This is a genomic window from Streptomyces sp. NPDC101776 (assembly GCF_044766845.1).
Taxonomy (GTDB): Bacteria; Actinomycetota; Actinomycetes; order Streptomycetales; family Streptomycetaceae; genus Streptomyces.
In genome coordinates, this window is record NZ_JBIWMV010000008.1 from 263626 (window position 1) to 286280 (window position 22655).

21 protein-coding genes are annotated in these 22655 nt (G+C 68.3%); 4 read left to right on the forward strand and 17 right to left on the reverse strand.

All coding sequences use genetic code 11. From position 1 onward, the window contains the following. Window position 1 precedes the first annotated feature (1 nt). From nuoL to ACIRRY_RS25895, 12 genes are read right to left on the reverse strand one after another with little or no spacing between them, the layout of a single operon-like run. Complete coding sequence (nuoL, locus tag ACIRRY_RS25840) at window positions 2-1897, reverse strand: NADH-quinone oxidoreductase subunit L (protein ID WP_403976798.1); 1896 nt, start codon at window positions 1895-1897, stop codon at window positions 2-4. 14 nt (window positions 1898-1911) lie between these two features. Next, window positions 1912-2211, reverse strand: a complete 300-nt coding sequence (nuoK, locus tag ACIRRY_RS25845; protein ID WP_071373444.1) for an NADH-quinone oxidoreductase subunit NuoK — start codon at window positions 2209-2211, stop codon at window positions 1912-1914. Continuing rightward, complete coding sequence (locus ACIRRY_RS25850) at window positions 2208-3053, reverse strand: NADH-quinone oxidoreductase subunit J (protein WP_403976800.1); 846 nt, start codon at window positions 3051-3053, stop codon at window positions 2208-2210. The genes nuoK and ACIRRY_RS25850 overlap by 4 nt, the downstream gene beginning before the upstream one ends. Further along, the gene (nuoI, locus tag ACIRRY_RS25855) at window positions 3050-3652 is read right to left on the reverse strand and encodes an NADH-quinone oxidoreductase subunit NuoI (protein WP_403976802.1); all 603 of its coding nucleotides are present in this window, start codon (window positions 3650-3652) and stop codon (window positions 3050-3052) included. Before nuoI ends, ACIRRY_RS25850 begins: the two co-directional genes overlap by 4 nt. Beyond that, a complete protein-coding gene (gene nuoH, locus ACIRRY_RS25860; protein WP_403976804.1) occupies window positions 3645-5012 on the reverse strand; it encodes an NADH-quinone oxidoreductase subunit NuoH in 1368 nt (455 codons plus the stop codon). The genes nuoI and nuoH overlap by 8 nt, the downstream gene beginning before the upstream one ends. Beyond that, on the reverse strand, window positions 5009-7513 hold the full coding sequence (locus ACIRRY_RS25865) for an NADH-quinone oxidoreductase subunit G (protein WP_403976806.1): 2505 nt from the start codon (window positions 7511-7513) through the stop codon (window positions 5009-5011). Before ACIRRY_RS25865 ends, nuoH begins: the two co-directional genes overlap by 4 nt. Beyond that, window positions 7510-8856 carry an NADH-quinone oxidoreductase subunit NuoF gene (gene nuoF / locus ACIRRY_RS25870; protein ID WP_403976808.1) on the reverse strand — a complete coding sequence of 449 codons (1347 nt, stop codon included), beginning with the start codon at window positions 8854-8856 and terminating at the stop codon, window positions 7510-7512. Before nuoF ends, ACIRRY_RS25865 begins: the two co-directional genes overlap by 4 nt. Beyond that, window positions 8856-9704, reverse strand: coding sequence for an NADH-quinone oxidoreductase subunit NuoE (gene nuoE, locus ACIRRY_RS25875; protein ID WP_403976810.1), 849 nt, complete (start codon window positions 9702-9704; stop codon window positions 8856-8858). The genes nuoF and nuoE overlap by 1 nt, the downstream gene beginning before the upstream one ends. Further along, entirely contained in the window at window positions 9701-11038 is a 1338-nt protein-coding gene (locus ACIRRY_RS25880; RefSeq protein ID WP_403976812.1) for an NADH-quinone oxidoreductase subunit D, read from the reverse strand. Before ACIRRY_RS25880 ends, nuoE begins: the two co-directional genes overlap by 4 nt. Beyond that, entirely contained in the window at window positions 11035-11769 is a 735-nt protein-coding gene (locus ACIRRY_RS25885; RefSeq protein ID WP_403976814.1) for an NADH-quinone oxidoreductase subunit C, read from the reverse strand. Before ACIRRY_RS25885 ends, ACIRRY_RS25880 begins: the two co-directional genes overlap by 4 nt. Next, entirely contained in the window at window positions 11766-12320 is a 555-nt protein-coding gene (locus ACIRRY_RS25890; RefSeq protein ID WP_266761563.1) for an NADH-quinone oxidoreductase subunit B family protein, read from the reverse strand. The genes ACIRRY_RS25885 and ACIRRY_RS25890 overlap by 4 nt, the downstream gene beginning before the upstream one ends. Window positions 12321-12334: 14 nt before the next feature. Next, window positions 12335-12694, reverse strand: coding sequence for an NADH-quinone oxidoreductase subunit A (locus ACIRRY_RS25895; RefSeq protein ID WP_007383963.1), 360 nt, complete (start codon window positions 12692-12694; stop codon window positions 12335-12337). A gap of 745 nt (window positions 12695-13439) precedes the next feature. On the opposite strand from ACIRRY_RS25895, the gene ACIRRY_RS25900 reads away from it, so the two are divergent. Next, window positions 13440-14249, forward strand: coding sequence for a C40 family peptidase (locus ACIRRY_RS25900; RefSeq protein ID WP_403976816.1), 810 nt, complete (start codon window positions 13440-13442; stop codon window positions 14247-14249). A 235-nt stretch (window positions 14250-14484) separates the two neighbouring features. Then, window positions 14485-15111: a peptide deformylase gene (def, locus tag ACIRRY_RS25905; RefSeq protein ID WP_403976818.1), complete on the forward strand. Its 627-nt coding sequence runs from the start codon at window positions 14485-14487 to the stop codon at window positions 15109-15111. Between the two features lie 24 nt (window positions 15112-15135). Here def and ACIRRY_RS25910 read toward each other — a convergent pair whose 3' ends face one another. Continuing rightward, entirely contained in the window at window positions 15136-16419 is a 1284-nt protein-coding gene (locus ACIRRY_RS25910) for a geranylgeranyl reductase family protein (RefSeq protein ID WP_329255687.1), read from the reverse strand. A gap of 97 nt (window positions 16420-16516) precedes the next feature. Between ACIRRY_RS25910 and ACIRRY_RS25915 the strand changes: the two genes are divergently transcribed. Then, entirely contained in the window at window positions 16517-17023 is a 507-nt protein-coding gene (locus ACIRRY_RS25915; protein ID WP_403976820.1) for a GNAT family N-acetyltransferase, read from the forward strand. A 120-nt stretch (window positions 17024-17143) separates the two neighbouring features. Further along, window positions 17144-17458 (forward strand): PASTA domain-containing protein, encoded by a 315-nt coding sequence (locus ACIRRY_RS25920; protein WP_403976822.1) that lies wholly within the window; start codon window positions 17144-17146, stop codon window positions 17456-17458. Between the two features lie 16 nt (window positions 17459-17474). On the opposite strand, the gene ACIRRY_RS25925 is transcribed toward ACIRRY_RS25920, so the two are convergent. From ACIRRY_RS25925 to ACIRRY_RS25940, 4 genes are all read right to left on the reverse strand, one after another. Next, a complete protein-coding gene (locus ACIRRY_RS25925) occupies window positions 17475-18179 on the reverse strand; it encodes a demethylmenaquinone methyltransferase (protein WP_403976824.1) in 705 nt (234 codons plus the stop codon). A 73-nt stretch (window positions 18180-18252) separates the two neighbouring features. Beyond that, window positions 18253-19659, reverse strand: a complete 1407-nt coding sequence (locus tag ACIRRY_RS25930) for an acyltransferase (RefSeq protein ID WP_403976826.1) — start codon at window positions 19657-19659, stop codon at window positions 18253-18255. Then, the gene (locus tag ACIRRY_RS25935) at window positions 19659-22097 is read right to left on the reverse strand and encodes a bifunctional polysaccharide deacetylase/glycosyltransferase family 2 protein (RefSeq protein WP_403976828.1); all 2439 of its coding nucleotides are present in this window, start codon (window positions 22095-22097) and stop codon (window positions 19659-19661) included. Before ACIRRY_RS25935 ends, ACIRRY_RS25930 begins: the two co-directional genes overlap by 1 nt. Window positions 22098-22116: 19 nt before the next feature. Beyond that, complete coding sequence (locus tag ACIRRY_RS25940; RefSeq protein ID WP_403976830.1) at window positions 22117-22425, reverse strand: hypothetical protein; 309 nt, start codon at window positions 22423-22425, stop codon at window positions 22117-22119. Window positions 22426-22655: the final 230 nt, after the last annotated feature.

Here is a 22655-nt window from a genome sequence, read left to right on the forward strand (position 1 = left end):
ATCAGACCGCCCTCATCAGCAGGGTCGCGGCGACGAGGATGGCCGCACCGCCGAACATCGAGACCGCGTACGACCGCGCGTAGCCGTTCTGCAGCTTGCGCAGCCTTCCGGAGAGGCCGCCCATGGAGGCCGCCGTGCCGTTGACGACGCCGTCGACCAGGGTGTGGTCGACGTAGACCAGGGAGCGCGTGAGGTGCTCGCCGCCGCGCACCAGGACGACGTGGTTGAAGTCGTCCTGGAGGAGGTCGCGGCGGGCGGCCCGGGTGAGCAGCGAGCCGCGCGGGGCGACGGCCGGGACCGGACGGCGCCCGTACTGCGCGTAGGCGATCCCGACGCCGATGACCAGGACCACCATGGTGGCCAGGGTGACCGTCAGGGCGCTGACCGGGGAGTTGCCCTCCTCGTGGCCGGTGATGGGCTCCAGCCAGTGCAGGAAGCGGTCACCGATGCCGAAGATGCCGCCGGCGAAGACCGATCCGAAAGCCAGCACGATCATCGGGATCGTCATCGTCTTCGGGGACTCGTGCGGGTGCGGCTCGTTGCCGTTCTCGTCGGGCTGCCAGCGCTTCTCACCGAAGAACGTCATCAGCATCACGCGCGTCATGTAGTACGCCGTGATGGCCGCGCCCAGCAGGGCCGCGCCGCCGAGGATCCAGCCCTCGGTGCCGCCCTTGGCGAAGGCCGCCTCGATGATCTTGTCCTTGGAGAAGAAGCCGGACAGGCCCGGGAAGCCGATGATGGCGAGGTAGCCGAGGCCGAAGGTGATGAAGGTGACCGGCATGTACTTCCTGAGGCCGCCGTACTTCCTCATGTCGACCTCGTCGTTCATGCCGTGCATGACCGAACCGGCACCGAGGAACAGCCCGGCCTTGAAGAAGCCGTGCGTCACCAGGTGCATGATCGCGAAGACATAGCCGATGGGGCCGAGTCCCGCGGCGAGCACCATGTAGCCGATCTGCGACATCGTCGAGCCCGCGAGGGCCTTCTTGATGTCGTCCTTCGCGCAACCGACGATCGCACCGAACAGGAGCGTGACGGCTCCGACGACGGTGACGACGAGTTGTGCGTCGGGCGCCGCGTTGAAGATCGCTCCGGAGCGGACGATCAGGTACACGCCGGCGGTCACCATGGTCGCCGCGTGGATGAGGGCCGAGACCGGGGTCGGGCCCTCCATCGCGTCGCCGAGCCAGGACTGCAGCGGCACCTGGGCGGACTTGCCGCAGGCGGCGAGCAGCAGCATCAGGGCGATGCCCGTGAGCTTGCCCTCGGAGGCGTCACCGACGTGGCTGAGGACCGGCCCGAAGGCGAAGGTCCCGAACGTCGTGAACATCAGCATGATGGCGATCGACAGGCCCATGTCGCCGACCCGGTTGACCAGGAAGGCCTTCTTCGCGGCGGTGGCCGCGCTGGGCTTGTGCTGCCAGAAGCCGATCAACAGGTAGGAGGCGAGACCGACGCCCTCCCAACCGACGTACAGAAGCAGGTAGTTGTCGGCGAGGACGAGGATCAGCATCGCCGCGAGGAACAGGTTCAGATAGCCGAAGAAGCGGCGGCGGCGCTCGTCGTGCTCCATGTACCCGACCGAGTACAGGTGGATGAGCGAGCCGACGCCGGTGATCAGCAGGACGAAGGTCATCGACAGCTGGTCGAGGCGGAAGGTGACGTCCGCCTGGAAGCCCTCGACGGGGACCCAGGTCCACAGGTGCTGCATGAGCGTCCGGTGCTCGGCGTTCTTCCCCAGCAGGTCGGTGAAGAGGACGACACCGATCACGAAGGAGGCGGACGACAGGAGCGTGCCGATCCAGTGGCCGACGGCATCCAGCCGCCGGCCGCCGCACAGCAGGACGACCGCTCCGAGCAGAGGCGCCGCTACCAGCAGCGCAATCAGGTTCTCCACGATTCAGCGACCCCTCAGAGCTTCATCAGGCTGGCGTCGTCGACCGAGGCCGAGTGGCGGGTACGGAACAGCGACACGATGATCGCGAGCCCGACCACGACCTCCGCGGCGGCGACGACCATCGTGAAGAAGGCGATGACCTGACCGTCGAGATTGCCGTGCATCCGGGAGAAGGTGACGAACGCGAGGTTGCAGGCGTTGAGCATCAGCTCGATGCACATGAACACGACGATCGCGTTCCGCCTGATCAGCACGCCGGTAGCGCCGATCGTGAACAACAGGGCGGAGAGATAGAGGTAGTTGACGGGGTTCACTTCGACGCCTCCTCGGTCCGCTTGAGGTTCGCCGGCGCGATCTCGGTGCGCTCCAGGCGCTCCTCGGCGCGCTGCTCCAAGGCCCGCAGATCGCTCAGCGCCTCGCTGGACACGTCACGGATCTGACCGCGGTCACGGAGCGTCTTGCTGACCGTGAGCTCGGAGGGGGTGCCGTCGGGCAGCAGTCCCTGGACGTCCACCGCGTTGTGCCGGGCGTAGACGCCGGGCGCCGGGAGCGGCGGGAGGTGCTTGCAGTCGCGGACGCGCTGTTCGGACAGCTCGCGCTGGGTCTTGGGCCGCTCGGCGCGCTCGCGGTGCGTGAGCACCATGGCGCCGACGGCTGCCGTGATCAGCAGGGCGCCGGTGATCTCGAAGGCGAACACGTACTTCGTGAAGATGAGGGCGGCCAGGCCCTCCACGTTGCCGTTCGCGTTCGCCGTGCCCAGGCCGTCGAACTGGTTGATCGAGGCGTTGCCGATGCCCGCGAAGAGCAGGATGCCGAAGCCGAGCCCACAGAGAAGGGCCAGCCAGCGCTGGCCCTTGATGGTCTCCGTCAGGGAGTCGGCGGCCGTGACGCCGACCAGCATCACCACGAAGAGGAACAGCATCATGATCGCGCCGGTGTAGACGACGATCTGTACGACGCCCAGGAAGTAGGCGCCGTTGGCCAGGTAGAACACCGCCAGGATGATCATGGTCCCGGCGAGGGAGAGGGCACTGTGCACGGCCCTCTTCATGAGGACGGTGGACAGGGCGCCGATCACCGCGACCGTGCCGAGGATCCAGAACTGGAAGGCCTCGCCGGTGGAGGTGGAGTAGGCGGCGGCGAACTGCGCGCTCATGCTTCCGCCCCCTCTTCCTTCGGCTTCTCGCCCTTGGAGACGGCTACTTGGGGCACCGTGCCGGGGGCGGCCTCCGTGACCAGGCCCCGGTAGTAGTCCTGTTCGTCCATCCCGGGGTAGATGGCGTGCGGGCTGTCGACCATGGTGTCGTCGAGGCCGGCCAGCAACTGTTCCTTGGTGTAGATCAGGTTGGCGCGGCTGCTGTCGGCCAGCTCGAACTCGTTGGTCATCGTCAACGCGCGTGTGGGGCACGCCTCGATGCACAGGCCGCACAGGATGCAGCGGGCGTAGTTGATCTGGTAGACGCGGCCGTACCGCTCGCCCGGCGAGTAGCGCTCCTCGTCGGTGTTGTCGGCGCCCTCCACATAGATGGCGTCGGCGGGGCAGGCCCAGGCGCACAGTTCGCAGCCGACGCACTTCTCCAGGCCGTCCGGATGGCGGTTGAGCTGGTGCCGTCCGTGGAACCGGGGGGCTGTGGTCTTCTGCTGCTCCGGGTACTGCTCGGTCAGCCGCTTCTTGAACATGGCCTTGAAGGTCACGCCGAAGCCGGCCACGGGGTTCTGAAAACCGGGTTTGGTTTCCTTGGGCTCCTCAGCCATCGGACGCCTCCTTTCCATCCAGAGATCCGTCACTGCCAGTGTCCGACCCACCACTGACAATCAACTCCCGCTCGCGGCGCGAGGGGCGCCGCGGCACCGGCGGCAACTCCTGTCCCGGCAGCGGCGGTACGGGGAAGCCGCCCGCCATCGCGTCGAATCCGGGGGGTTCCTCGACCGGTCGGGCGTCCTCGTTCGCCTTCTGGCGGAACATGTCCGCGATGAAGGACAGCAACAGCAGGACGAGCACACCGCCGCCGATGTAGAGGGCGATGTCGGCGAAGTCGTAGTTCTCGTTCTTGAGGGTCCGCACGGTCGCGACGAGCATCAGCCAGACCACGGAGACCGGGATGAGGACCTTCCAGCCGAGCTTCATCAACTGGTCGTAGCGCACGCGCGGGAGCGTGCCGCGCAGCCAGATGAAGAAGAAGAGAAGCAACTGGACCTTGACGACGAACCAGAGCATCGGCCACCAGCCGTGGTTCGCGCCCTCCCAGAAGGAGCTGATCGGCCACGGGGCCCGCCAGCCGCCCAGGAAGAGCGTGGTCGCCACCGCGGAGACCGTCACCATGTTCACGTACTCGGCGAGCATGAACAGCGCGAACTTGATGGACGAGTACTCGGTGTTGAAGCCGCCGACCAGGTCGCCCTCGGACTCCGGCATGTCGAAGGGGGCGCGGTTGGTCTCGCCGACCATCGTGATGATGTAGATGATGAAGGAGACCGGCAGCAGGACGATGTACCAGCGGTCGTGCTGTTGTTCAACGATCGTCGACGTGGACATCGACCCGGAGTAGAGGAACACCGAGGCGAACGCGGCGCCCATCGCGATCTCGTAGGAGATCATCTGCGCGCAGGAGCGCAGGCCGCCGAGCAGCGGGTAGGTGGAGCCGGAGCTCCAGCCCGCCAGGACGATGCCGTAGATGCCGACCGAGGCGACCGCGAGGATGAAGAGCATCGCGATCGGCAGGTCGGTGAGCTGCATCGTGGTGCGCGTCCCGAAGATCGACACCTCGTTGTCGGCGGGCCCGAAGGGGATCACCGCGATAGCCATGAAGGCCGGGATGGCCGCGACGATCGGCGCGAGGACGTAGACCACCTTGTCCGCGCGCTTGACGATGAGGTCTTCCTTGAGCATCAGCTTCACGCCGTCGGCGAGCGACTGGAGCATGCCCCAGGGGCCGTGCCGGTTGGGGCCGATGCGCAACTGCATCCAGGCGACGACCTTGCGCTCCCAGACGATCGAGAACAGCACGGTGATCATCAGGAACGCGAAGCAGAACACCGCCTTGACGACGACCAGCCACCAGGGGTCCCGGCCGAACATCGAGAGGTCTTCCGCAGCGAGGTACAGATTGCTCATGCCTCCACCTCCTTGGGGGCCTCGCCCGCGAGCGTGGCCGGGCCGATGCGGACGAGTGCGCCGGGCAGCGCCCCGGTGTCGGAGGCGACGCCCCCGCCGGTGGAGTTCAGCGGGAGCCAGACCACCCGGTCGGGCATCTCCGTGATCCGCAGCGGGAGTTCGACGGTTCCGGACGTGCCGGTCACGGCGAGGGCGTCGCCGTTCTTGACGCCCGCCTCGGCGGCCGTGGCGGCCGACACGCGCGCGTGGGCGGCGTGCCGGGTGCCGGCGAGCGCTTCGTCGCCCTCCTGGAGCGCGCCCTGGTCGAGCAGCAGCCGGTGTCCGGCGAGCACGGCCTCCCCGGCGGCCGGCCGGGGCAGCACGCCCGCGGTCTCCAGCGGATCGGAGGCCCGCGGCCCGTCCCAGGCACCCAGCCGGTCCAACTCCGCGCGCGTGGTGCGCAGATCGGGCAGCCCCAGGTGGACGTCCATGGCGTCGGCCAGCATGTGCAGCACGCGCGCGTCGGTGGGCGCGAGGGCGCGGGCCATCTGGTCGGGCTTGAGCGCGGCGTCGAAGAAGCGGACCCGGCCCTCCCAGTTGAGGAAGGCGCCCGCCTTCTCGGCGACCGCCGCGACCGGAAGGACGACGTCGGCGTGTTCGGTGACCTCGCTGGGCCGCAGTTCGAGCGACACCAGGAAGCCCACTTCGTGAAGTGCCGCACGCGTGCGTGCCGGGTCGGGCAGGTCGCCCGCCTCCACACCGGCGACGAGCAGCGCCCGGAGTTCACCACCGGCGGCGGCCTCGACGATCTGGCCGGCGTCGCGCCCGTAGCGGTGCGGGAGTTCGGCGACACCCCAGGCGACGGCGACCTCCTCACGCGCGCGTGGGTCGGTGGCCGGACGCCCGCCCGGCAGCAGCGACGGCAGCGCGCCCGCCTCGATCGCACCTCGTTCCCCGGCCCGGCGCGGAATCCACACCAGCCGGGCACCGGTCGCGAACGCGGCCCGTACGGAGGCGGTGAGGCCCCCGGCGACGGCGGCCAGCCGCTCGCCCACGACGATCACGGCGCCCTCGGTGCGCAGCGCCTCGGAGGCGCGGGCTCCGTCGCCCTCCAGACCGAACCCGCTGGCGAGCGCGTCCAGCCACTCGGTCTCGGTACCGGGAGCGGCCGGCAGCAGCGTGCCGCCCGCCTTCTCCAGGCCGCGCGTGGCATGGGTGGCGAGCGAGTACACCCGCTGCCCGTGCGTGCGCGAGGCCTTCCGCAGCCGCAGGAAGACGCCGGGCGCCTCCTCCTCGGACTCGAACCCGACGAGCAGGACGACGGGCGCCTTCTCCAGGGAGGTGTACGTGACGCCGGCGCCGTCGAGGTCCCGGCCGCGGCCGGCGACTCGGGCGGCCAGGAAGTCGGCTTCCTCGCTGCTGTGCACGCGCGCGCGGAAGTCGATGTCGTTCGTGTCGAGCGCCACGCGCGCGAACTTGCTGTACGCGTAGGCGTCCTCGATGGTGAGCCGGCCGCCGGTCAGGACACCGGTCCGGCCGCGCGCGGCCGACAGTCCCTGCGCGGCGGCCTCCAGGGCCTCCGGCCAGGACGCGGCCTCCAGGACGCCGTCCGCGTTGCGCACCAGGGGCGTCTGAAGCCGGTCGCGCTGCTGCGCGTACCGGAAGCCGAAGCGCCCCTTGTCGCAGATCCACTCCTCGTTGACCTCGGGGTCGACGGCGGCCAGGCGCCGCATGACCTTGCCGCGCCGGTGGTCGGTGCGGGTCGCGCAGCCCCCGGAGCAGTGCTCGCACACGGAGGGCGTGGAGACCAGGTCGAAGGGGCGGGAGCGGAATCGGTACGCCGCCGAGGTGAGCGCGCCCACCGGGCAGATCTGGATGGTGTTCCCGGAGAAGTACGACTCGAAGGGGTCACCCTCACCGGTACCGACCTGTTGCAGCGAACCCCGCTCCAGCAGCTCGATCATCGGGTCGCCCGCGATCTGGTTGGAGAAGCGGGTGCAGCGGGCGCACAGCACGCACCGTTCACGGTCGAGCAGCACCTGGGGGGAGATCGGGAGCGGCTTCTCGTAGGTCCGCTTCCTGCCCTCGAAGCGGGACTCGGCGTTGCCGTGGGACATCGCCTGGTTCTGCAGCGGGCACTCGCCGCCCTTGTCGCAGACCGGGCAGTCCAGCGGGTGGTTGATGAGGAGCAGTTCCATCACACCGTGCTGGGCCTTCTCGGCCACGGGCGAGCTGAGTTGGGTCTTGACGACCATGCCGTCCGTGCACGTGATCGTGCAGGACGCCATCGGTTTGCGCTGGCCCTCGACCTCGACGATGCACTGACGGCAGGCGCCGACCGGGTCGAGGAGAGGGTGGTCGCAGAACCGGGGGATCTCGATGCCGAGTTGCTCGGCGGCGCGGATGACCAGGGTGCCCTTGGGCACACTGATCTCGGCGCCGTCGATCGTCAGCGAGACGAGATTCTCCGGCGGGACCGCCGCCTCTCCTCCACCGGAGGGAGCGCTCGTGGTCACCGTCATGCGTTCACCTCCGTGCGGTCGGCCCAGGCCGTGGACTTGGCCGGGTCGAAGGGGCAGCCCCGGCCCGTGATGTGCTGCTCGTACTCCTCGCGGAAGTACTTGAGCGAGGAGAAGATCGGCGAGGCGGCGCCGTCGCCGAGAGCGCAGAAGGACTTGCCGTTGATGTTGTCGGCGATGTCGTTCAGCTTGTCGAGGTCGGCCATGGCGCCCTTGCCGGCCTCGATGTCGCGCAGCAACTGCACGAGCCAGTACGTCCCTTCACGGCACGGTGTGCACTTGCCGCAGGACTCGTGGGCGTAGAACTCGGTCCAGCGGGTGACGGCACGCACGACGCAGGTCGTCTCGTCGAAACATTGCAGAGCTTTGGTGCCGAGCATGGAACCCGCGGCACCCACTCCTTCGTAATCAAGAGGGACGTCGAGGTGCTCGTCGGTGAACATCGGCGTGGAAGACCCGCCAGGCGTCCAGAACTTGAGGCGATGCCCGGCCCGGATCCCGCCGCTCATGTCGAGCAGTTGGCGGAGTGTGATGCCGAGCGGCGCCTCGTACTGACCGGGACTGGTGACATGGCCGCTGAGCGAGTAGAGCGTGAAGCCCGGAGACTTCTCGCTGCCCATCGACCTGAACCATTCCTTGCCTTTTTGCAGAATGGCGGGAACTGACGCGATCGACTCGACGTTATTCACCACAGTCGGGCACGCATAGAGGCCCGCGACGGCGGGGAAAGGGGGACGGAGCCGCGGTTGACCACGGCGGCCTTCGAGCGAGTCGAGCAGTGCGGTCTCCTCACCGCAGATGTACGCGCCCGCACCCGCGTGCACGGTGAGCTGGAGATCGAGTCCGCTGCCCAGGATGTTCTCGCCGAGGTAGCCCGCCGCGTAGGCCTCACGCACGGCCTCGTGCAACCGCCGCAATACGGGGACGACTTCACCACGCAGATAGATGAAGGCATGCGAAGACCTGATGGCGTAACACGCGATGACAATGCCCTCGATGAGGCTGTGCGGGTTCGCGAAGAGGAGCGGGATGTCCTTACAGGTGCCAGGCTCCGACTCGTCGGCGTTGACAACTAGATAGTGCGGTTTTCCATCCCCTTGAGGAATGAATTGCCATTTCATTCCGGTGGGGAAGCCGGCGCCACCGCGACCGCGCAGACCGGAGTCCTTCACATACGCGATGAGGTCGTCCGGCGACATGGCGAGCGCCTTGCGGAGCCCCTCGTATCCCTCGTGCCTTCGGTACGTGTCCAGAGTCCAGGACTCGTCCTCGTCCCAGAAGGCCGACAGCACGGGTGCGAGCAGCTTCTCGGGGCTGTGGTCTTTCAGTTCGGGTGCCAAGGTCATCACTCCCCCTCCTCGGCGACAGGCCCCGCCGGGTGGGCGGGGTCGGAGGCCGACGTGTCCTGCGGCGCATCGTGCGAACTGAGGTGCTCGGTCGGCGGCTCGTCCTGCGGAGCACCGGAGCCCCGCGGATGGACCACGCGCGCGGGTGCGGTCTCTCCTCTGGCCAGGCGGAGGCCCACCAGCGACGCGGGTCCCGCACCGCCGCTCGCCTCGACGGCCCCTGGCCGCTCGTCGGGGAAGCCGGCGAGGATCCGCGCGGTCTCCTTGAAGGTGCACATCGGCGCCCCGCGCGTGGGCTCCACGGGTGCGCCCGTGCGCAGGTCGTCGACGAGGCGCCGGGCGCTGGCGGGGGTCTGGTTGTCGAAGAACTCCCAGTTGACCATCACCACCGGCGCGAAGTCGCAGGCCGCGTTGCACTCGATGTGCTCCAGGGTGACCTTGCCGTCGTCGGTGGTCTCACCGTTGCCGACGCCCAGGTGCTCCTGGAGCGACTCGAAGATCGCGTCGCCGCCCATCACGGCGCACAGGGTGTTGGTGCAGACCCCGACCTGGTAGTCACCGCTCGGCCGGCGCCGGTACATCGAGTAGAAGGTCGCCACGGCGGCGACCTCGGCCGTCGTCAGCTCCAGCAGATCCGCGCAGAACTGCTGCCCGGTGCGGGTGACATGACCCTCCTCCGCCTGCACGAGGTGCAGCAACGGCAGGAGGGCCGAGCGGGAGTCCGGGTAGCGGGCGATGATCTCCCGCCCGTCGGCCTCCAGCCGGGCCCGGACGTCGTCCGGGTAGGCGGGCGCGGGCAGTTGGGGCATGCCCAGACTGACGCCCTGCTCCGAAGAACTGGTGGTCACCGGTCGACGCCTCCCATCACGGGGTCGATGGACGCGACGGCGACGATGACGTCGGCGACCTGGCCGCCCTCGCACATCGCCGCCATGGCCTGAAGGTTGGTGAAGGACGGGTCCCTGAAGTGGACCCGGTAGGGGCGGGTGCCTCCGTCGGACACGGCGTGCACCCCGAGTTCGCCCTTGGGCGACTCGACCGCCGCGTACGCCTGTCCCGGCGGCACGCGGAAGCCTTCGGTCACCAGCTTGAAGTGGTGGATCAGGGCCTCCATGGAGGTGCCCATGATCTGCTTGATGTGGTCGAGCGAGTTGCCCAACCCGTCCGGCCCGAGCGCGAGTTGGGCGGGCCAGGCGATCTTCTTGTCGGCGACCATGACCGGGCCGGGCTGCAGCCGGTCCAGGCACTGCTCGACGATCCTCAGCGACTGGCGCATCTCCTCCAGGCGGATGAGGAAGCGGCCGTAGGAGTCGCAGGTGTCGGCGGTCGGGATGTCGAAGTCGTAGGTCTCGTAGTCGCAGTACGGCTGCACCTTGCGCAGGTCGTGCGGCAGACCGGTGGAGCGCAGGATCGGGCCGGTGGCGCCGAGGGCCATGCAACCGGCCAGATCGAGGTAACCGACGTCCTGCATACGGGCCTTGAAGATGGGGTTCCCGGTGGCGAGCTTGTCGTACTCGGGGAGGTTCTTCTTCATCTTCTTCACGAACTCGCGGATCTGGTCCACCGCGCCGGGCGGCAGGTCCTGGGCGAGTCCGCCGGGGCGGATGTACGCGTGGTTCATCCGCAGGCCCGTGATGAGCTCGTAGATGTCGAGAATCATTTCACGATCACGGAATCCGTAGATCATGATCGTGGTGGCGCCGAGTTCCATACCGCCGGTGGCGATGCACACCAGGTGGGAGGACAACCGGTTCAGCTCCATCAGGAGCACCCGGATGATCTTCGCCCGCTCGGTGATCTGGTCCTCGACGCCGAGGAGTTTCTCGACGGCGAGACAGTAGGCGGTCTCGTTGAAGAAGGACGTCAGATAGTCCATGCGCGTCACGAACGTGGTGCCCTGTGTCCACGTGCGGTACTCGAGGTTCTTCTCGATACCGGTGTGGAGGTAGCCGATGCCGCAGCGGGCCTCGGTGACCGTCTCGCCGTCGATCTCCAGGATCAGGCGGAGCACACCGTGCGTGGAGGGGTGCTGGGGCCCCATGTTGACGACGATGCGCTCGTCGTCGGCCCGGGCCGCGGACTGGACGACCTCGTCCCAGTCGCCACCGGTGACCGTATATACGGTCCCCTCGGTGGTCTCGCGCGCCGAAGCGGCGGAGGCGGATGCTGACTGCGTGCTCACGAGTACGACCTCCGCTGGTCCGGAGCCGGGATCTGGGCGCCCTTGTACTCGACGGCGATGCCGCCGAGGGGGTAGTCCTTGCGCTGCGGGTGGCCCGGCCAGTCGTCCGGCATCATGATCCGCGTCAGCGCCGGGTGACCGTCGAAGACGATGCCGAAGAAGTCGTACGTCTCGCGCTCGTGCCAGTCGTTGGTCGGATAGACCGGGACGAGTGACGGGATGTGCGGATCGCTGTCCGGGGCGCTGACTTCGAGGCGGATCAGCCGGTTGTGGGTGATCGAGCGCAGGTGGTAGACGGCGTGCAGCTCGCGGCCCTTGTCGTGCAGGTAGTGGACCGCGCTGACGCCGGTGCAGAGCTCGAAGCGCAGGGCCGGGTCGTCGCGCAGGGTCTGGGCGACGCGGACCAGGTGCTCGCGTTCGATGTGGAAGGTGAGTTCACCCCGGTCGACGATCGCCTTCTCGATCGCGTTGTCGGGCAGCAGACCCTGTTCCTCCAGGGCGCCCTCCAACTCGTCGGCGACCTCGTCGAACCAGCCGCCGTAGGGCCGGCTCGCGGCTCCCGGCAGGCGGACCGAGCGGACCAGGCCGCCGTAACCGGACGTGTCACCACCGTTGTTGGCGCCGAACATCCCGCGCTGGACGCGGATCTCCTCACCGCCGTCCCCGCGTTGGCCGGGGAGGTTGGAGGCGCCGGGGTCCTTCTCGGGGTTGGTGCCGTTCGCGTCGCTCACCGCAGCAGGCCCTTCATCTCGATAATGGGCAGTGCCTTGAGCGCCGCCTCCTCCGCCTCGCGGGCCGCCTCCTCGGCGTTCACGCCGAGCTTGGAGGACTGGATCTTCTGGTGGAGCTTGAGGATCGCGTCCATCAGCATCTCGGGCCGTGGCGGGCAGCCCGGGAGGTAGATGTCGACCGGGACGATGTGGTCGACGCCCTGCACGATCGCGTAGTTGTTGAACATGCCGCCCGACGAGGCGCAGACGCCCATGGAGATGACCCACTTGGGGTTCGGCATCTGGTCATAGACCTGGCGCAGAACCGGCGCCATCTTCTGGCTGACCCGGCCCGCGACGATCATCAGGTCCGCCTGGCGCGGAGATCCGCGGAAGACCTCCATGCCGAAGCGGGCCAGGTCGTACCGTCCGGCGCCGGTCGTCATCATCTCGATGGCGCAGCAGGCGAGGCCGAACGTGGCCGGGAAGACGGACGCCTTGCGCACCCAGCCGGCGGCCTGCTCGACGGTGGTGAGCAGGAAGCCGCTCGGCAGCTTTTCTTCGAGTCCCATGAGTTAAAGGCCCCTCAGTCCCATTCCAGGCCGCCGCGCCGCCATACGTACGCGTACGCGACGAAGACGGTGAGCACGAAGAGCAACATCTCCACGAGCCCGAAAACACCCAGGGCGTCGAAGGTGACGGCCCAGGGGTAGAGGAAGACGATCTCGATGTCGAAGACGATGAAGAGCATCGCCGTCAGGTAGTACTTGATGGGGAAGCGCCCGCCGCCGGCCGGCGTGGGGGTCGGCTCGATGCCGCACTCGTACGCTTCGAGCTTGGCCCGGTTGTAACGCTTCGGACCGATCAGCGTGGCCATGACCACGGAGAAGATCGCAAAGCCTGCCCCGAGGGCTCCCAGTACGAGGATGGGCGCATACGCGTTCACCGCTCCTCGCTCCTCTCAGTCGGCACTGACTGCTGGCGATGGCATCGGGTCCGCTTCCGCCTCACGTGCCGCTCAAACCCCGTTCGTCCCAACGAAGATCGCGAACATGTGAAGCAGGTCACAAGCCCAACTGCCTCGCATCTTATGCCCGGCGCTCTGTGATCTGCGACACGGGGTATTACACAAGCTTTGTGATCTCCACCACCTGATGGTGGATCATCAAGCGGAGCGGGCCGTGATCTTCGCACGCGAAGCGTCCATGTGATCACCAGAGGTGACATTCCCGCTCGTCACCGCAGGCCGGGAAGGGCGTCTCAATATCAAGAGGCTTCCCTTGCATGCAAATTGGAGTTGGACGGGGCGCCTTGATAGTGGAAGCCCATTCACACATCAGGGGGAGGCGCGCGGCAGGGTGTGGACGCGTGCACACATTCACGAAGTCACCCGCCGGCGGTACCCACGCGAGACGCTCGCATTCCGGTAACCGTTCCGTGACCTGCGCCACACTCATGAGAGGCGCATGAGAACCGGGCTTGGCCACCTGTCCCAACCAGTGGTAGTCGTCCGGCAATTCGGGCGTAACGACGAAAGACCGTGATCACGGGCCTGATCGGGCAGGTCCGCAATGTCCGTTACGGCGTCAATAAGGAACGCCACACCCGAAGTTCGTGGTCTCCGTTGAACAATTGTGGCGCAGCACACGTTTCTTGAAGGTATGGAGGAGTCCCTGATACCGGTTGGTCTCATGTCCCACACCGCTCACATACGCAGCCACCGGAAACCCCGCCGCAGCGCGACGCAGAACATCGCCGTGCGTGCCGGAGTTGCCGGTGGCGTTCTCAGCATGGCGGCGGCGGGCGCGGCATCGGCCAACGCGGCCGAGACGACGCAGACCCTGCAACTGCCCACCCTGACGGCCGATCTGTCCGCACAGGTCGCACAGTCCGCCGAGGCCACTCAGCAGGCCGCGGCGAACTACCAGCTGCGCGCCGAGCGTGACGCGGCCGCCGCAAACGCCGCGAAGCAGGCCAAGGCGGACCTCGCGGACGCCAAGAAGAAGGCGGAGGCAAAGAAGAAGGCCCAGGAGGCCGCCCGTAAGGCCGCTGCGGCGAGCGCCACGTCGCGCAGCGCCGAGCGGACCACCCTGGCCACCACGGCGACCACCAGCGCCTCCACGAGCACGTCCTCGTCGACGGCCACCGGCTCGGCCGCGGCCATCGTGTCGTTCGTGAAGGCCCAGATCGGCAAGTCCTATGTCCTGGGCGCCACCGGCCCCAGCGCCTACGACTGTTCCGGGCTCGTCGGGGCCGCGTTCAAGCAGGTGGGCATCAGCCTGCCGCGCGTCTCCCAGGACCAGTCGACCGCCGGTACCCAGGTGTCCCTGAGCAACCTGCAGGCCGGCGACATCCTGTACTGGGGCAGTGCGGGCAGCGCCTACCACGTGGCGGTGTACGTGGGCGACGGCATGTTCGTCGGCGCGCAGAACCCCTCCACCGGCATCGTGGAGCGGCCGCTGTCGTACGACATGCCGACCGGTGCGGTGCGGGTGCTCTGAGCCCGCGCACGACGCCGTGAGCATGGGACCGTTGCCTCGGGGGCAACGGTCCCCTCGGCGTACCCGCGCCAGGCTCCCCGCTCTCCGGGCGTCCCTGGTACCGGAGTTCGCGGCGTCGCCGGAGTTCGCGGCTTTCCCTACCCGAGTTCGCGGCTTCCCTGAAAGGCTTCTGTCCTCAAGGTTCTCCAGTTCGGCTAACCAGACAGCCGGACGCCAAACATGAGGAGCGCAAGCCATGCCACGTGTCTTCGTCCAGGGAAGCCCCGTCGACTCCTATCCCCGCCCCGCACCCGAGGCCGGGCGCGGTTCCGTGCGGCGCGTCACCGAGGTCGGTGAAGAGGTCCTGCACCGGCCGAGCCGGGACGTGACCGAGTTCGGGCCCGATCTCGCCGCGCTCATCGACGACATGTTCCTCACCATGTACGTCGCCGACGGCGCCGGCCTCGCGGCCAACCAAGTGGGCGTCGATCTGCGCCTGTTCGTGTACGACTGCCCCGACGACGACGGTGTCCGGCATGTCGGACACATCGTCAATCCGGTCCTCGACCCACTCGACCCGGCCGGGCGCCGGCTGCTCGACGAGGGCGAGGGCTGCCTGTCGGTGCCGGGCGCGGTGATGGACGTACCGCGTCCCGACCGGGCCGTGGTGCGCGGGCTCGACAAGGACGGGCAGGCGCTTGTGATCGAAGGCACGGGGTACTTCGCGCGCTGCCTCGCCCACGAGACCGACCACGTCAACGGCCAGGTCTATCTGGACCGGCTCTCCAAGCGGGACCGCAAGGAGGCGCTGCGTCAGGTGGCGGACCGGCGTGACGAGGTGTTCGCCCGCCGGGCCGCCAAGACCAAGTCCCTGACCAGCTGATCACCACTTGATCACCGCCAGGGCTCACGCCTTCGGCGCCACCTTGCTCAGCCCGTTGATGATCCGGTCCATCGCGTCGCCGCCCGTCGGGTCGGTGAGGTTGGCCAGCATCTTCAGGGTGAACTTCATCAGCAGGGGGTGCGTCAGGCCGCGCTGGGCCGCGATCTTCATGACCTTCGGGTTGCCGATGAGCTTCACGAAGGCGCGGCCCAGCGTGTAGTAGCCGCCGTAGGTGTCCTTGAGGACCTGCGGGTAGCGCTGGAGGGCCAGTTCGCGGCTCGCGGGGGTCGGCCGGGCGTGGGCCTGGACGATGACGTCGGCGGCGAGCTGGCCGGACTCCATGGCGTAGGCGATGCCCTCGCCGTTGAAGGGGTTCACCAGGCCGCCGGCGTCGCCGACCAGCAACAACCCCTTCGTGTAGTGGGGTTGACGGTTGAAGGCCATCGGGAGGGCGGCGCCGCGGATCGGGCCGGTCATGTTTTCGGGGGTGTAGCCCCAGTCCTCGGGCATGGACGCGCACCAGGCCTTCAGTACCTCGCGCCAGTCCAACTCCTTGAAGGAGTCGGAGGTGTTGAGGACACCGAGGCCGACGTTCGAGGTGCCGTCGCCCATGCCGAAGATCCAGCCGTAGCCGGGTAGGAGGCGGTCCTCGGCGCCGCGCCGGTCCCACAGTTCCAGCCAGGACTCCAGGTAGTCGTCCTCGTGGCGGGGCGACGTGAAGTAGGTGCGCACCGCGACACCCATCGGGCGGTCCTCGCGGCGGTGCAGGCCCATCGCGAGGGAGAGGCGGGTGGAGTTGCCGTCGGCGGCGACCACCAGGGGCGCGTGGAAGGTGACTTCGCGTTTCTCGTCGCCGAGCTTGGCGTTGACGCCGGTGATCCGGCCTGTGCGCTCGTCGATGATCGGGGCGCCGACGTTGCAGCGCTCGTACAGGCGGGCGCCCGCCTTCTGGGCGTTGCGGGCGAGCTGCTCGTCGAAGTCGTCGCGCTTGCGGACGAGGCCGTAGTCCGGGAAGGAGGCGAGATCCGGCCAGTCGAGCTGGAGGCGGACCCCGCCGCCGATGATGCGCAGGCCCTTGTTGCGCAGCCAGCCCGCTTCCTCGGAGATGTCGATGCCCATGGCCACGAGCTGCTTGGTGGCGCGCGGGGTGAGGCCGTCGCCGCAGACCTTCTCGCGCGGGAACTCGGTCTTCTCCAGCAGGAGTACGTCGAGTCCGGACTTGGCGAGGTGGTAGGCGGTGGCGGAGCCGGCTGGCCCCGCGCCGACGACGATGACATCGGCGGTGTTTTCGGAGAGGGGCTCGGTCACGGCGGGATCTCCCCAAGTTCGCAATCTGCGTGCCGACCGGCACTGGACATGGGCAGTCTATTCAGCGTCGCTGATCACCAGGCTGAAGGGCTGCCCCGTGAACCGAGCTCTCCCCGCAGTACGGCTGCGTGTCCCCACCGACGAGGACGCCTTCGCCTGGCACCGGGCCTTCGACCACCCCGATGTCATGGAGTTCCACGGCGGCCGGTCCGCGGAACTGTCCGTCTACGAGGAGCTCACCGCCCGCCAGCGCCGGCACGACGCGGAGCGCGGTTTCTGCCTGTGGACCATGCTCGACGACACCGACCGCGTCATCGGTTTCACCGGCGCCCAGCCGTGGCCGCAGGACTGGGGACCGAAGGGTGAGATCGAGATCGGCTGGCGGCTGGGGCGGGAGTTCTGGGGCCGGGGCTATGCCACCGCGGCGGCGGAGGCGACCCTGGAGCGGGTGCGGGCGGCCGGGGTGCCGAGCGTGGTGGCGATGGTCCTGGCCCGCAACGCCCGGTCCATCGCGGTGACCAGACGGCTGGGTATGCACCTCGACGAGGTCTTCACCACGCCCTCCCGCAAGGAGGAGGGGCACTGCTACCGGCTCGTACTGTAACTCAGAGTAACTAACAGCTACAGAACGACACTTGACGCTTCCGGTCGGGACCGGCCCGGGGTTACCCTGCCGGTACCGCTGGGGGTGACATCTGTGCGCTTAACGCCCAAAACACCTGAAGTGCGCGTACCGCGACTCGTCGGCCTGATGGCCGTGGACGCGCGCGAGACAGCCCAGGCTCGCGGCCTGTTCATCAACGCGCCGGACCGGCCCGACTTCCATCTCGCCGTCGTCGACTACGTCGTACGGCAGTATCCGCAGCCCGATGCCGAGGTGCCGCGGGACTCCATGGTCTACGTGTGGTTCGACTTCGGTGAGGGGGACGGCGGGGGCGGTATGCGCGAGCCCCGCGTGCCCCGGCCGCCGAGCGGGGGGATGCAGCGCGAGCTGGACGAGCCGCCGGGCGACGCGTTCTTCGCGTCGGTGATCGGCTAGCGGAGCCGCCGGACCCTCAGAGTTCCCCGGTTCCCTTGAAGCCGCGGTGCAGGGCGACGATCCCGCCGCTCAGATTGCGGTAGGCGACCTTCGACCAGCCGGCCCCGCGCAGCCGCTCGGCCAGCGCGGGCTGGTCGGGCCAGGCACGGATGGACTCGGCGAGATAGACGTACGCGTCCGGGTTCGAGGACACGGACCGGGCGACCGGCGGCAGCGCGCGCATCAGGTACTCGGTGTAGACCGTGCGGAAGGGCGCCCAGGTCGGGTGCGAGAACTCGCAGATCACCACCCGGCCGCCGGGCTTGGTCACCCGGTACAGCTCGCGCAGCGCGGCGTCCGTGTCCTGCACGTTCCGCAGCCCGAAGGAGATGGTCACGGCGTCGAACGTGTCGTCCTTGAAGGGCAACCTGGTGGCGTCGCCGGCCGTGAGCGGCAGCCAGGGGTGGCGCTTCTTGCCGACCTGGAGCATGCCGAGGGAGAAGTCGCAGGGGACGACATAGGCGCCGCTCTGGGCAAAGGGGAGCGAGGACGTCGCCGTACCGGCGGCCAGGTCCAGGATCTTCTGCGCGGGGCGGGCGTCGACCGCCTTCGTGACCTCCTTGCGCCATCGGCGGTCCTGGCCGAGCGACAGCACGTCGTTGGTGAGGTCGTACCGTTCCGCCACGTCGTCGAACATCGAGGCGACTTCGTGCGGCTGCTTGTCCAGGGATGCGCGGGTCACGGGCCCATTGTGGCAGTACGGGCCGGGCACCCCGAAGGCGCCCGGCCCATAACACCCGCGTCGAAACAGAACCTCACGACGGCAGCAGCCTCGGTTTCTTCTTCGCCGCCACGTCCTCCACCCAGCCGCACAGCACGATGAAGAGCGCGATGAGAATCCAGCCGATGCCGAACATGAACCACTGGCTCCCCAGCGGCAGCCACTTCTCGAAGGCGGGCACCTTCCAGAACTGGTCGGTCAGCGGCACCGCGAGCACCAGCGCGATCTCGTGCCACAGATAGATCGTCACGGCCCGCGAGTTGAAGATCGTGACGATCCGGTCGAGCCGCTTGAAGCGGGTCAGCCAGGCGAAGTCGATGTTGAAGTAGGCCTTGGCCCACATCAGCAGCATGACGTATCCGGCGGACCAGTAGGTCTGGGCGAGCGGGTTCTCGTCCAGGTCGTAGGTGCCGGCCTCGGCCTGGTGCGTGAAGGCGTACCAGCCGCCGAAGACGATCGCGGCGACCGACAGGGTCACCACCAGGAACGGCTTCAGCCTCTGGAGCACCCCGTCGCGGTGCGCGAAGCCGAGGACCCAGCAGAAGAGGTACGTGGACAGGTCCCAGAGCGCGTTGCCGAAGCGGTTGTCCGGCCCCGCCCACACGAACTTCAGGACCACGATCGGCACCAGGGTCAGCAGCAGCACCGGGATCGGTGCCTTGCGGAAGATCCACAGCAGCGCCGGCGAGAGCAGCACGAACCAGAGGTACGTCCGCAGGTACCAGAGGATCTCCCAGGCCTGGAGACCCCAGGCGTTGCCCGGCGGATCCCCGACCGGCACCACCCAGAACACGATCTGCCAGCCCGGCATCCAGTCGTGGATCATCATCGCCACGAGCACGAAGAAGCCCCAGAACCAGAACGGCGGCAGCAGCCTCCGCATCCGGCTCTTGACCACCTTGAACGCGGGCCGCTCCAGCGACTTCGCCATCAGCGTCCCGGCCAGCCCGAACATGATCCCCATCGAGGGGAACACCATCCCGCACCAGGCCCACCCGAAGGTGTGGTACGTCACGACCCGGATCAGCGCGACGGCCCGCAGGGTGTCGAAGTACCGGTCCCGGCCCGCCGGTTTGGGCGCGGGCGCGGCCTCCTCGACCATCGGCTCGGACTCGGCCACCGGCTCCGGCTCGGGTTCCGTCTCCGGCCCCACCGGAGGCAGCGTCGCCGTCTCGTCCACGGCGGGCGTCCCGGCGCCCTGCCCGTAGTCCGTCGCCGTGTACTGCTGCGGATACGGCGGCTGTTGCTGCTGGCACGGCTGTTGCTGCTGGTACGGCTGCTGGTACGGCTGCTGCGGTTGCTGGTACGGGTACGGCTGCTGCGGCTGGCCGTAGGGGTGGGGCTGGCCGTAGCCGTCGTAGCCGTACGGCTGTTGGGGGTACTGAGGTTGCTGGGGCGTGCCGTACCCACCCCCGTATCCCGGTTGCTGCTCCCAGCTCATCAGCTCGCCCCCGCCGGTGTGCCGACCTCGCCGGTGCGCTTGAGTTTCTGCCAGCGCAGCCGGCCGCCGGTCAGGGCGGTGATGGAGGAGTGGATGAGGACGAGGTACATCATCTGGCGGTAGGCCAGTTGCTGGAGCGGCATCATCAGCAGATAGCGGTACTTCTCCTTGTCCAGCCTGAACGCGTAGGCCGCGCACAGGAGTTGGATGCCGAGGACCGCGAACCACATCGCGAGGGACGCCCAGAAGTCGACGAAGATCATCGAGTAGACGGTGAAGACGTCGATCAGCGGGGCGAAGACCGGCGTGATGATCTGGAAGATCACCACCAGGGGCATCCCGACCCGGCCGAAGCGACCCGAAGGACCCTTGTCCGTAAGGGACTTGCGGTGCTTCCACAGGGCCTGCATGGTGCCGTAGGACCAGCGGTAGCGCTGCGACCAGAGTTGCTTGAGAGAGGCCGGGGCCTCGGTCCAGGCCCTGGCGTGCTCCTGGTAGACGACCCGCCAGCCCTCGCGGTGCATGGCGATGGTGATGTCCGTGTCCTCGGCGAGGGTGTCCTCGCTCATGCCGCCGACCTGGAGCACCGCCTCGCGGCGGAACGCGCCGATCGCGCCCGGGATGGTGGGCATGCAGCGCAGCAGGTCGTACATGCGGCGGTCGAGGTTGAAGCCCATCACGTACTCGATGTGCTGCCAGGCGCCGATGACCGTGTTGCGGTTGCCGACCTTGGCGTTGCCCGCGACCGCGCCGACCTCCGGGTCGGCGAAGGGCTGCACGAGCTGTCGTACGGTGTCGGGTTCGAAGACGGTGTCGCCGTCCATCATCACGACGATGTCGTAACTCGCGCTGCGCACACCGTTGTTGAGGGCGGCGGGCTTGCCCGCGTTCTCCTGGCGGATGACCCGGACGTTCGTCATGCCGAAGGAGCGGGCCGCCTCGCGGGCGATCTCGGAGGTGCCGTCCGAGGAGCCGTCGTCGACGACGATGACCTCGATCGGGTGGGTGCTCTTCGCCAGCGACTCAAGGGTGTTGGCGATGCACTCCTTCTCGTTGTACGCCGGGACGATCACCGTCACCGGGCGGGTGACGGTCGGACCCCAGCTGAACCGGCGTTTGTTGCGCTGTCTGTAGTGGCGCCGGGCGAGGATCAGCATCATCCCGAAGCGGCTCATCACGGCGACGCCGACGACGGTGAGGCCCGCCGCGAGTCCCGGCACCACCCACTCGGCGACCGCAACGGCGTAGATGAGCGACTTGCCCTCGTAGAGGGTCATGCCGGTGGCCTCGCGGTGGGCGCCCTGGAGGATCGAGGTCTGCCGGTTGCCGTTGCGGTTGGTGCCGTTACCGGTACCGCCCGCCGTTCCCGCGCCGCCGACGGCCGAGTCGACCGGGGTCGTGCCGTTGGCGCCGGTGTTGCCGGGTGCGCCGGACGACGCCGCGGAAGGTGCCGCGGAGGGCTGTGCGCCCGCCTCGACCGTGCCGGTGCTCGTCCCGGCGGCCGCACCCGCGCCCGCTCCTGTACCGGTCCCGGTCCCGCTCGCCCGCTCGGCGGCGGTGTTCTTGGCGATGGCGCCGCTCACCGTGGTGAACGTGTAGCCCTTCGCCTTCATCTTCTCGATGTACGTGGGGAGCGCCTTCATCGTCTGCGAGCGCACCCCGCCCGCGTCGTGGAAGAGCACCGAGGAACCCGAAGTCCCGGACGGCGTGGCCCACTTGATGATCTTCGCGACCCCGGGCTGCTTCCAGTCGTCGCTGTCGGTGTCGACGAAGACGCTGGTGTAGCCGGAGGCGCCGAGCTTCTTGTAGACGGGGTAGCTGTAGTTGTCGATGGCGTCCGTCTCCGAGGAGTACGGCGCGCGGAACAGCGTGGTGGTGATCCCGGCCGCGCCCGCGAGCGCCAGCTGCGTCTGTTCCATCTCCCGCTTGATCCGGGCGTCGCTCTGGTAGGAGAGATCGACGTGGGTGAAGGTGTGGATGCCCACCTCTTCGCCCTGCTCGACCATCTGCTTCACGATGTCCGGGTAGCGCGAGACCATCGAGCCCACCAGGAAGAACGTGGCCGGCACGTCGTACTTCTTGAGGATCTTCAGGACGGTCGGCGTGTAGGTGGGGTTCGGGCCGTCGTCGAAGGTGAGGACGATGGTCTTCTTCGGGATGGTCTGGGTGACCGGCTTGCCGCCCCGGAAGGTCAGGATCGGGCCGCCGTTGAGGACCTTGTCGGGGACCTTGCCGGCGCTCGCGCCGTCCCGGACGCGCTGGTCGCCGCCGACTTCCGCGCGCAGGTAGCCGTCGAGCAGCATCACGCAGGTGAGGCCGAGGAGAAGCAGCAGGGCGAGAATCACTCGGGGGCGCTGGAGGGCGGCGGCCTTTCCGGCCGCGCGCTCCATCCGAGTGGGGGCGCGCCGGCGCCCACGCGAAGGAGTCGTCGTAGTCATGGCTGCGGTGGCGCTCCGGTCAGTGTGCGGTGGCTGAGGAGGACGGGGCCGCACCCGTGGGGGTGCCCGAGGGGATGTCGGTCGGGGCGCCGGTCGGAACACCGGAGGGCGCTACGCCGCCTCTGCCGCCGTTGGGGCCGTAGCCACCGCCGGGAGCCGAACCGGCCTGGCCGCCGCCGAACGGCAGCAGCGAGGAGGGGTTGATGGACATGCCCCAGCCCATGAACGCCATGCCGAGTACGAACGCGTACCCGAGGCAGACGGTGCCCATGAGGAGGCCGATCCGGCGCAGCACCTTGGACCGGCGGCCGGAGTTGTCGACGAACACGGGACCTTCTGCGGACCCGTTGCCGGCTTTGCGGCGGCGACCGCGCGCAGGGGCGTGGTTATCGATGGCGGACTCGGATTGCATTCCCCAGACATTAGGCCGCCTTTATGTGACCAAAACTCTGATTCTCTTGTGAGCCCGCCCAGAAAAACTCCGGAACCTGTGCCTTCCCTTAGAGAAACCAGGAAATGCCATATGAGCGGCCGGTGTCGGTAGTGTCGTCAATATTC

What these genes read in the sequence shown, in the direction of transcription:
- ACIRRY_RS25930 (WP_403976826.1), bottom strand. Translation starts at nt 19,659, where the DNA reads ATGAGCTGGGAGCAGCAACCGGGATACGGGGGTGGGTACGGCACGCCC.
- nuoF (WP_403976808.1), bottom strand. Translation starts at nt 8,856, where the DNA reads ATGACCTTGGCACCCGAACTGAAAGACCACAGCCCCGAGAAGCTGCTC.
- nuoH (WP_403976804.1), bottom strand. Translation starts at nt 5,012, where the DNA reads ATGAGCAATCTGTACCTCGCTGCGGAAGACCTCTCGATGTTCGGCCGG.
- ACIRRY_RS25900 (WP_403976816.1), top strand. Translation starts at nt 13,440, where the DNA reads ATGTCCCACACCGCTCACATACGCAGCCACCGGAAACCCCGCCGCAGC.
- ACIRRY_RS25865 (WP_403976806.1), bottom strand. Translation starts at nt 7,513, where the DNA reads ATGACGGTGACCACGAGCGCTCCCTCCGGTGGAGGAGAGGCGGCGGTC.
- ACIRRY_RS25935 (WP_403976828.1), bottom strand. Translation starts at nt 22,097, where the DNA reads ATGACTACGACGACTCCTTCGCGTGGGCGCCGGCGCGCCCCCACTCGG.
- ACIRRY_RS25890 (WP_266761563.1), bottom strand. Translation starts at nt 12,320, where the DNA reads ATGGGACTCGAAGAAAAGCTGCCGAGCGGCTTCCTGCTCACCACCGTC.
- nuoI (WP_403976802.1), bottom strand. Translation starts at nt 3,652, where the DNA reads ATGGCTGAGGAGCCCAAGGAAACCAAACCCGGTTTTCAGAACCCCGTG.
- def (WP_403976818.1), top strand. Translation starts at nt 14,485, where the DNA reads ATGCCACGTGTCTTCGTCCAGGGAAGCCCCGTCGACTCCTATCCCCGC.
- ACIRRY_RS25850 (WP_403976800.1), bottom strand. Translation starts at nt 3,053, where the DNA reads ATGAGCGCGCAGTTCGCCGCCGCCTACTCCACCTCCACCGGCGAGGCC.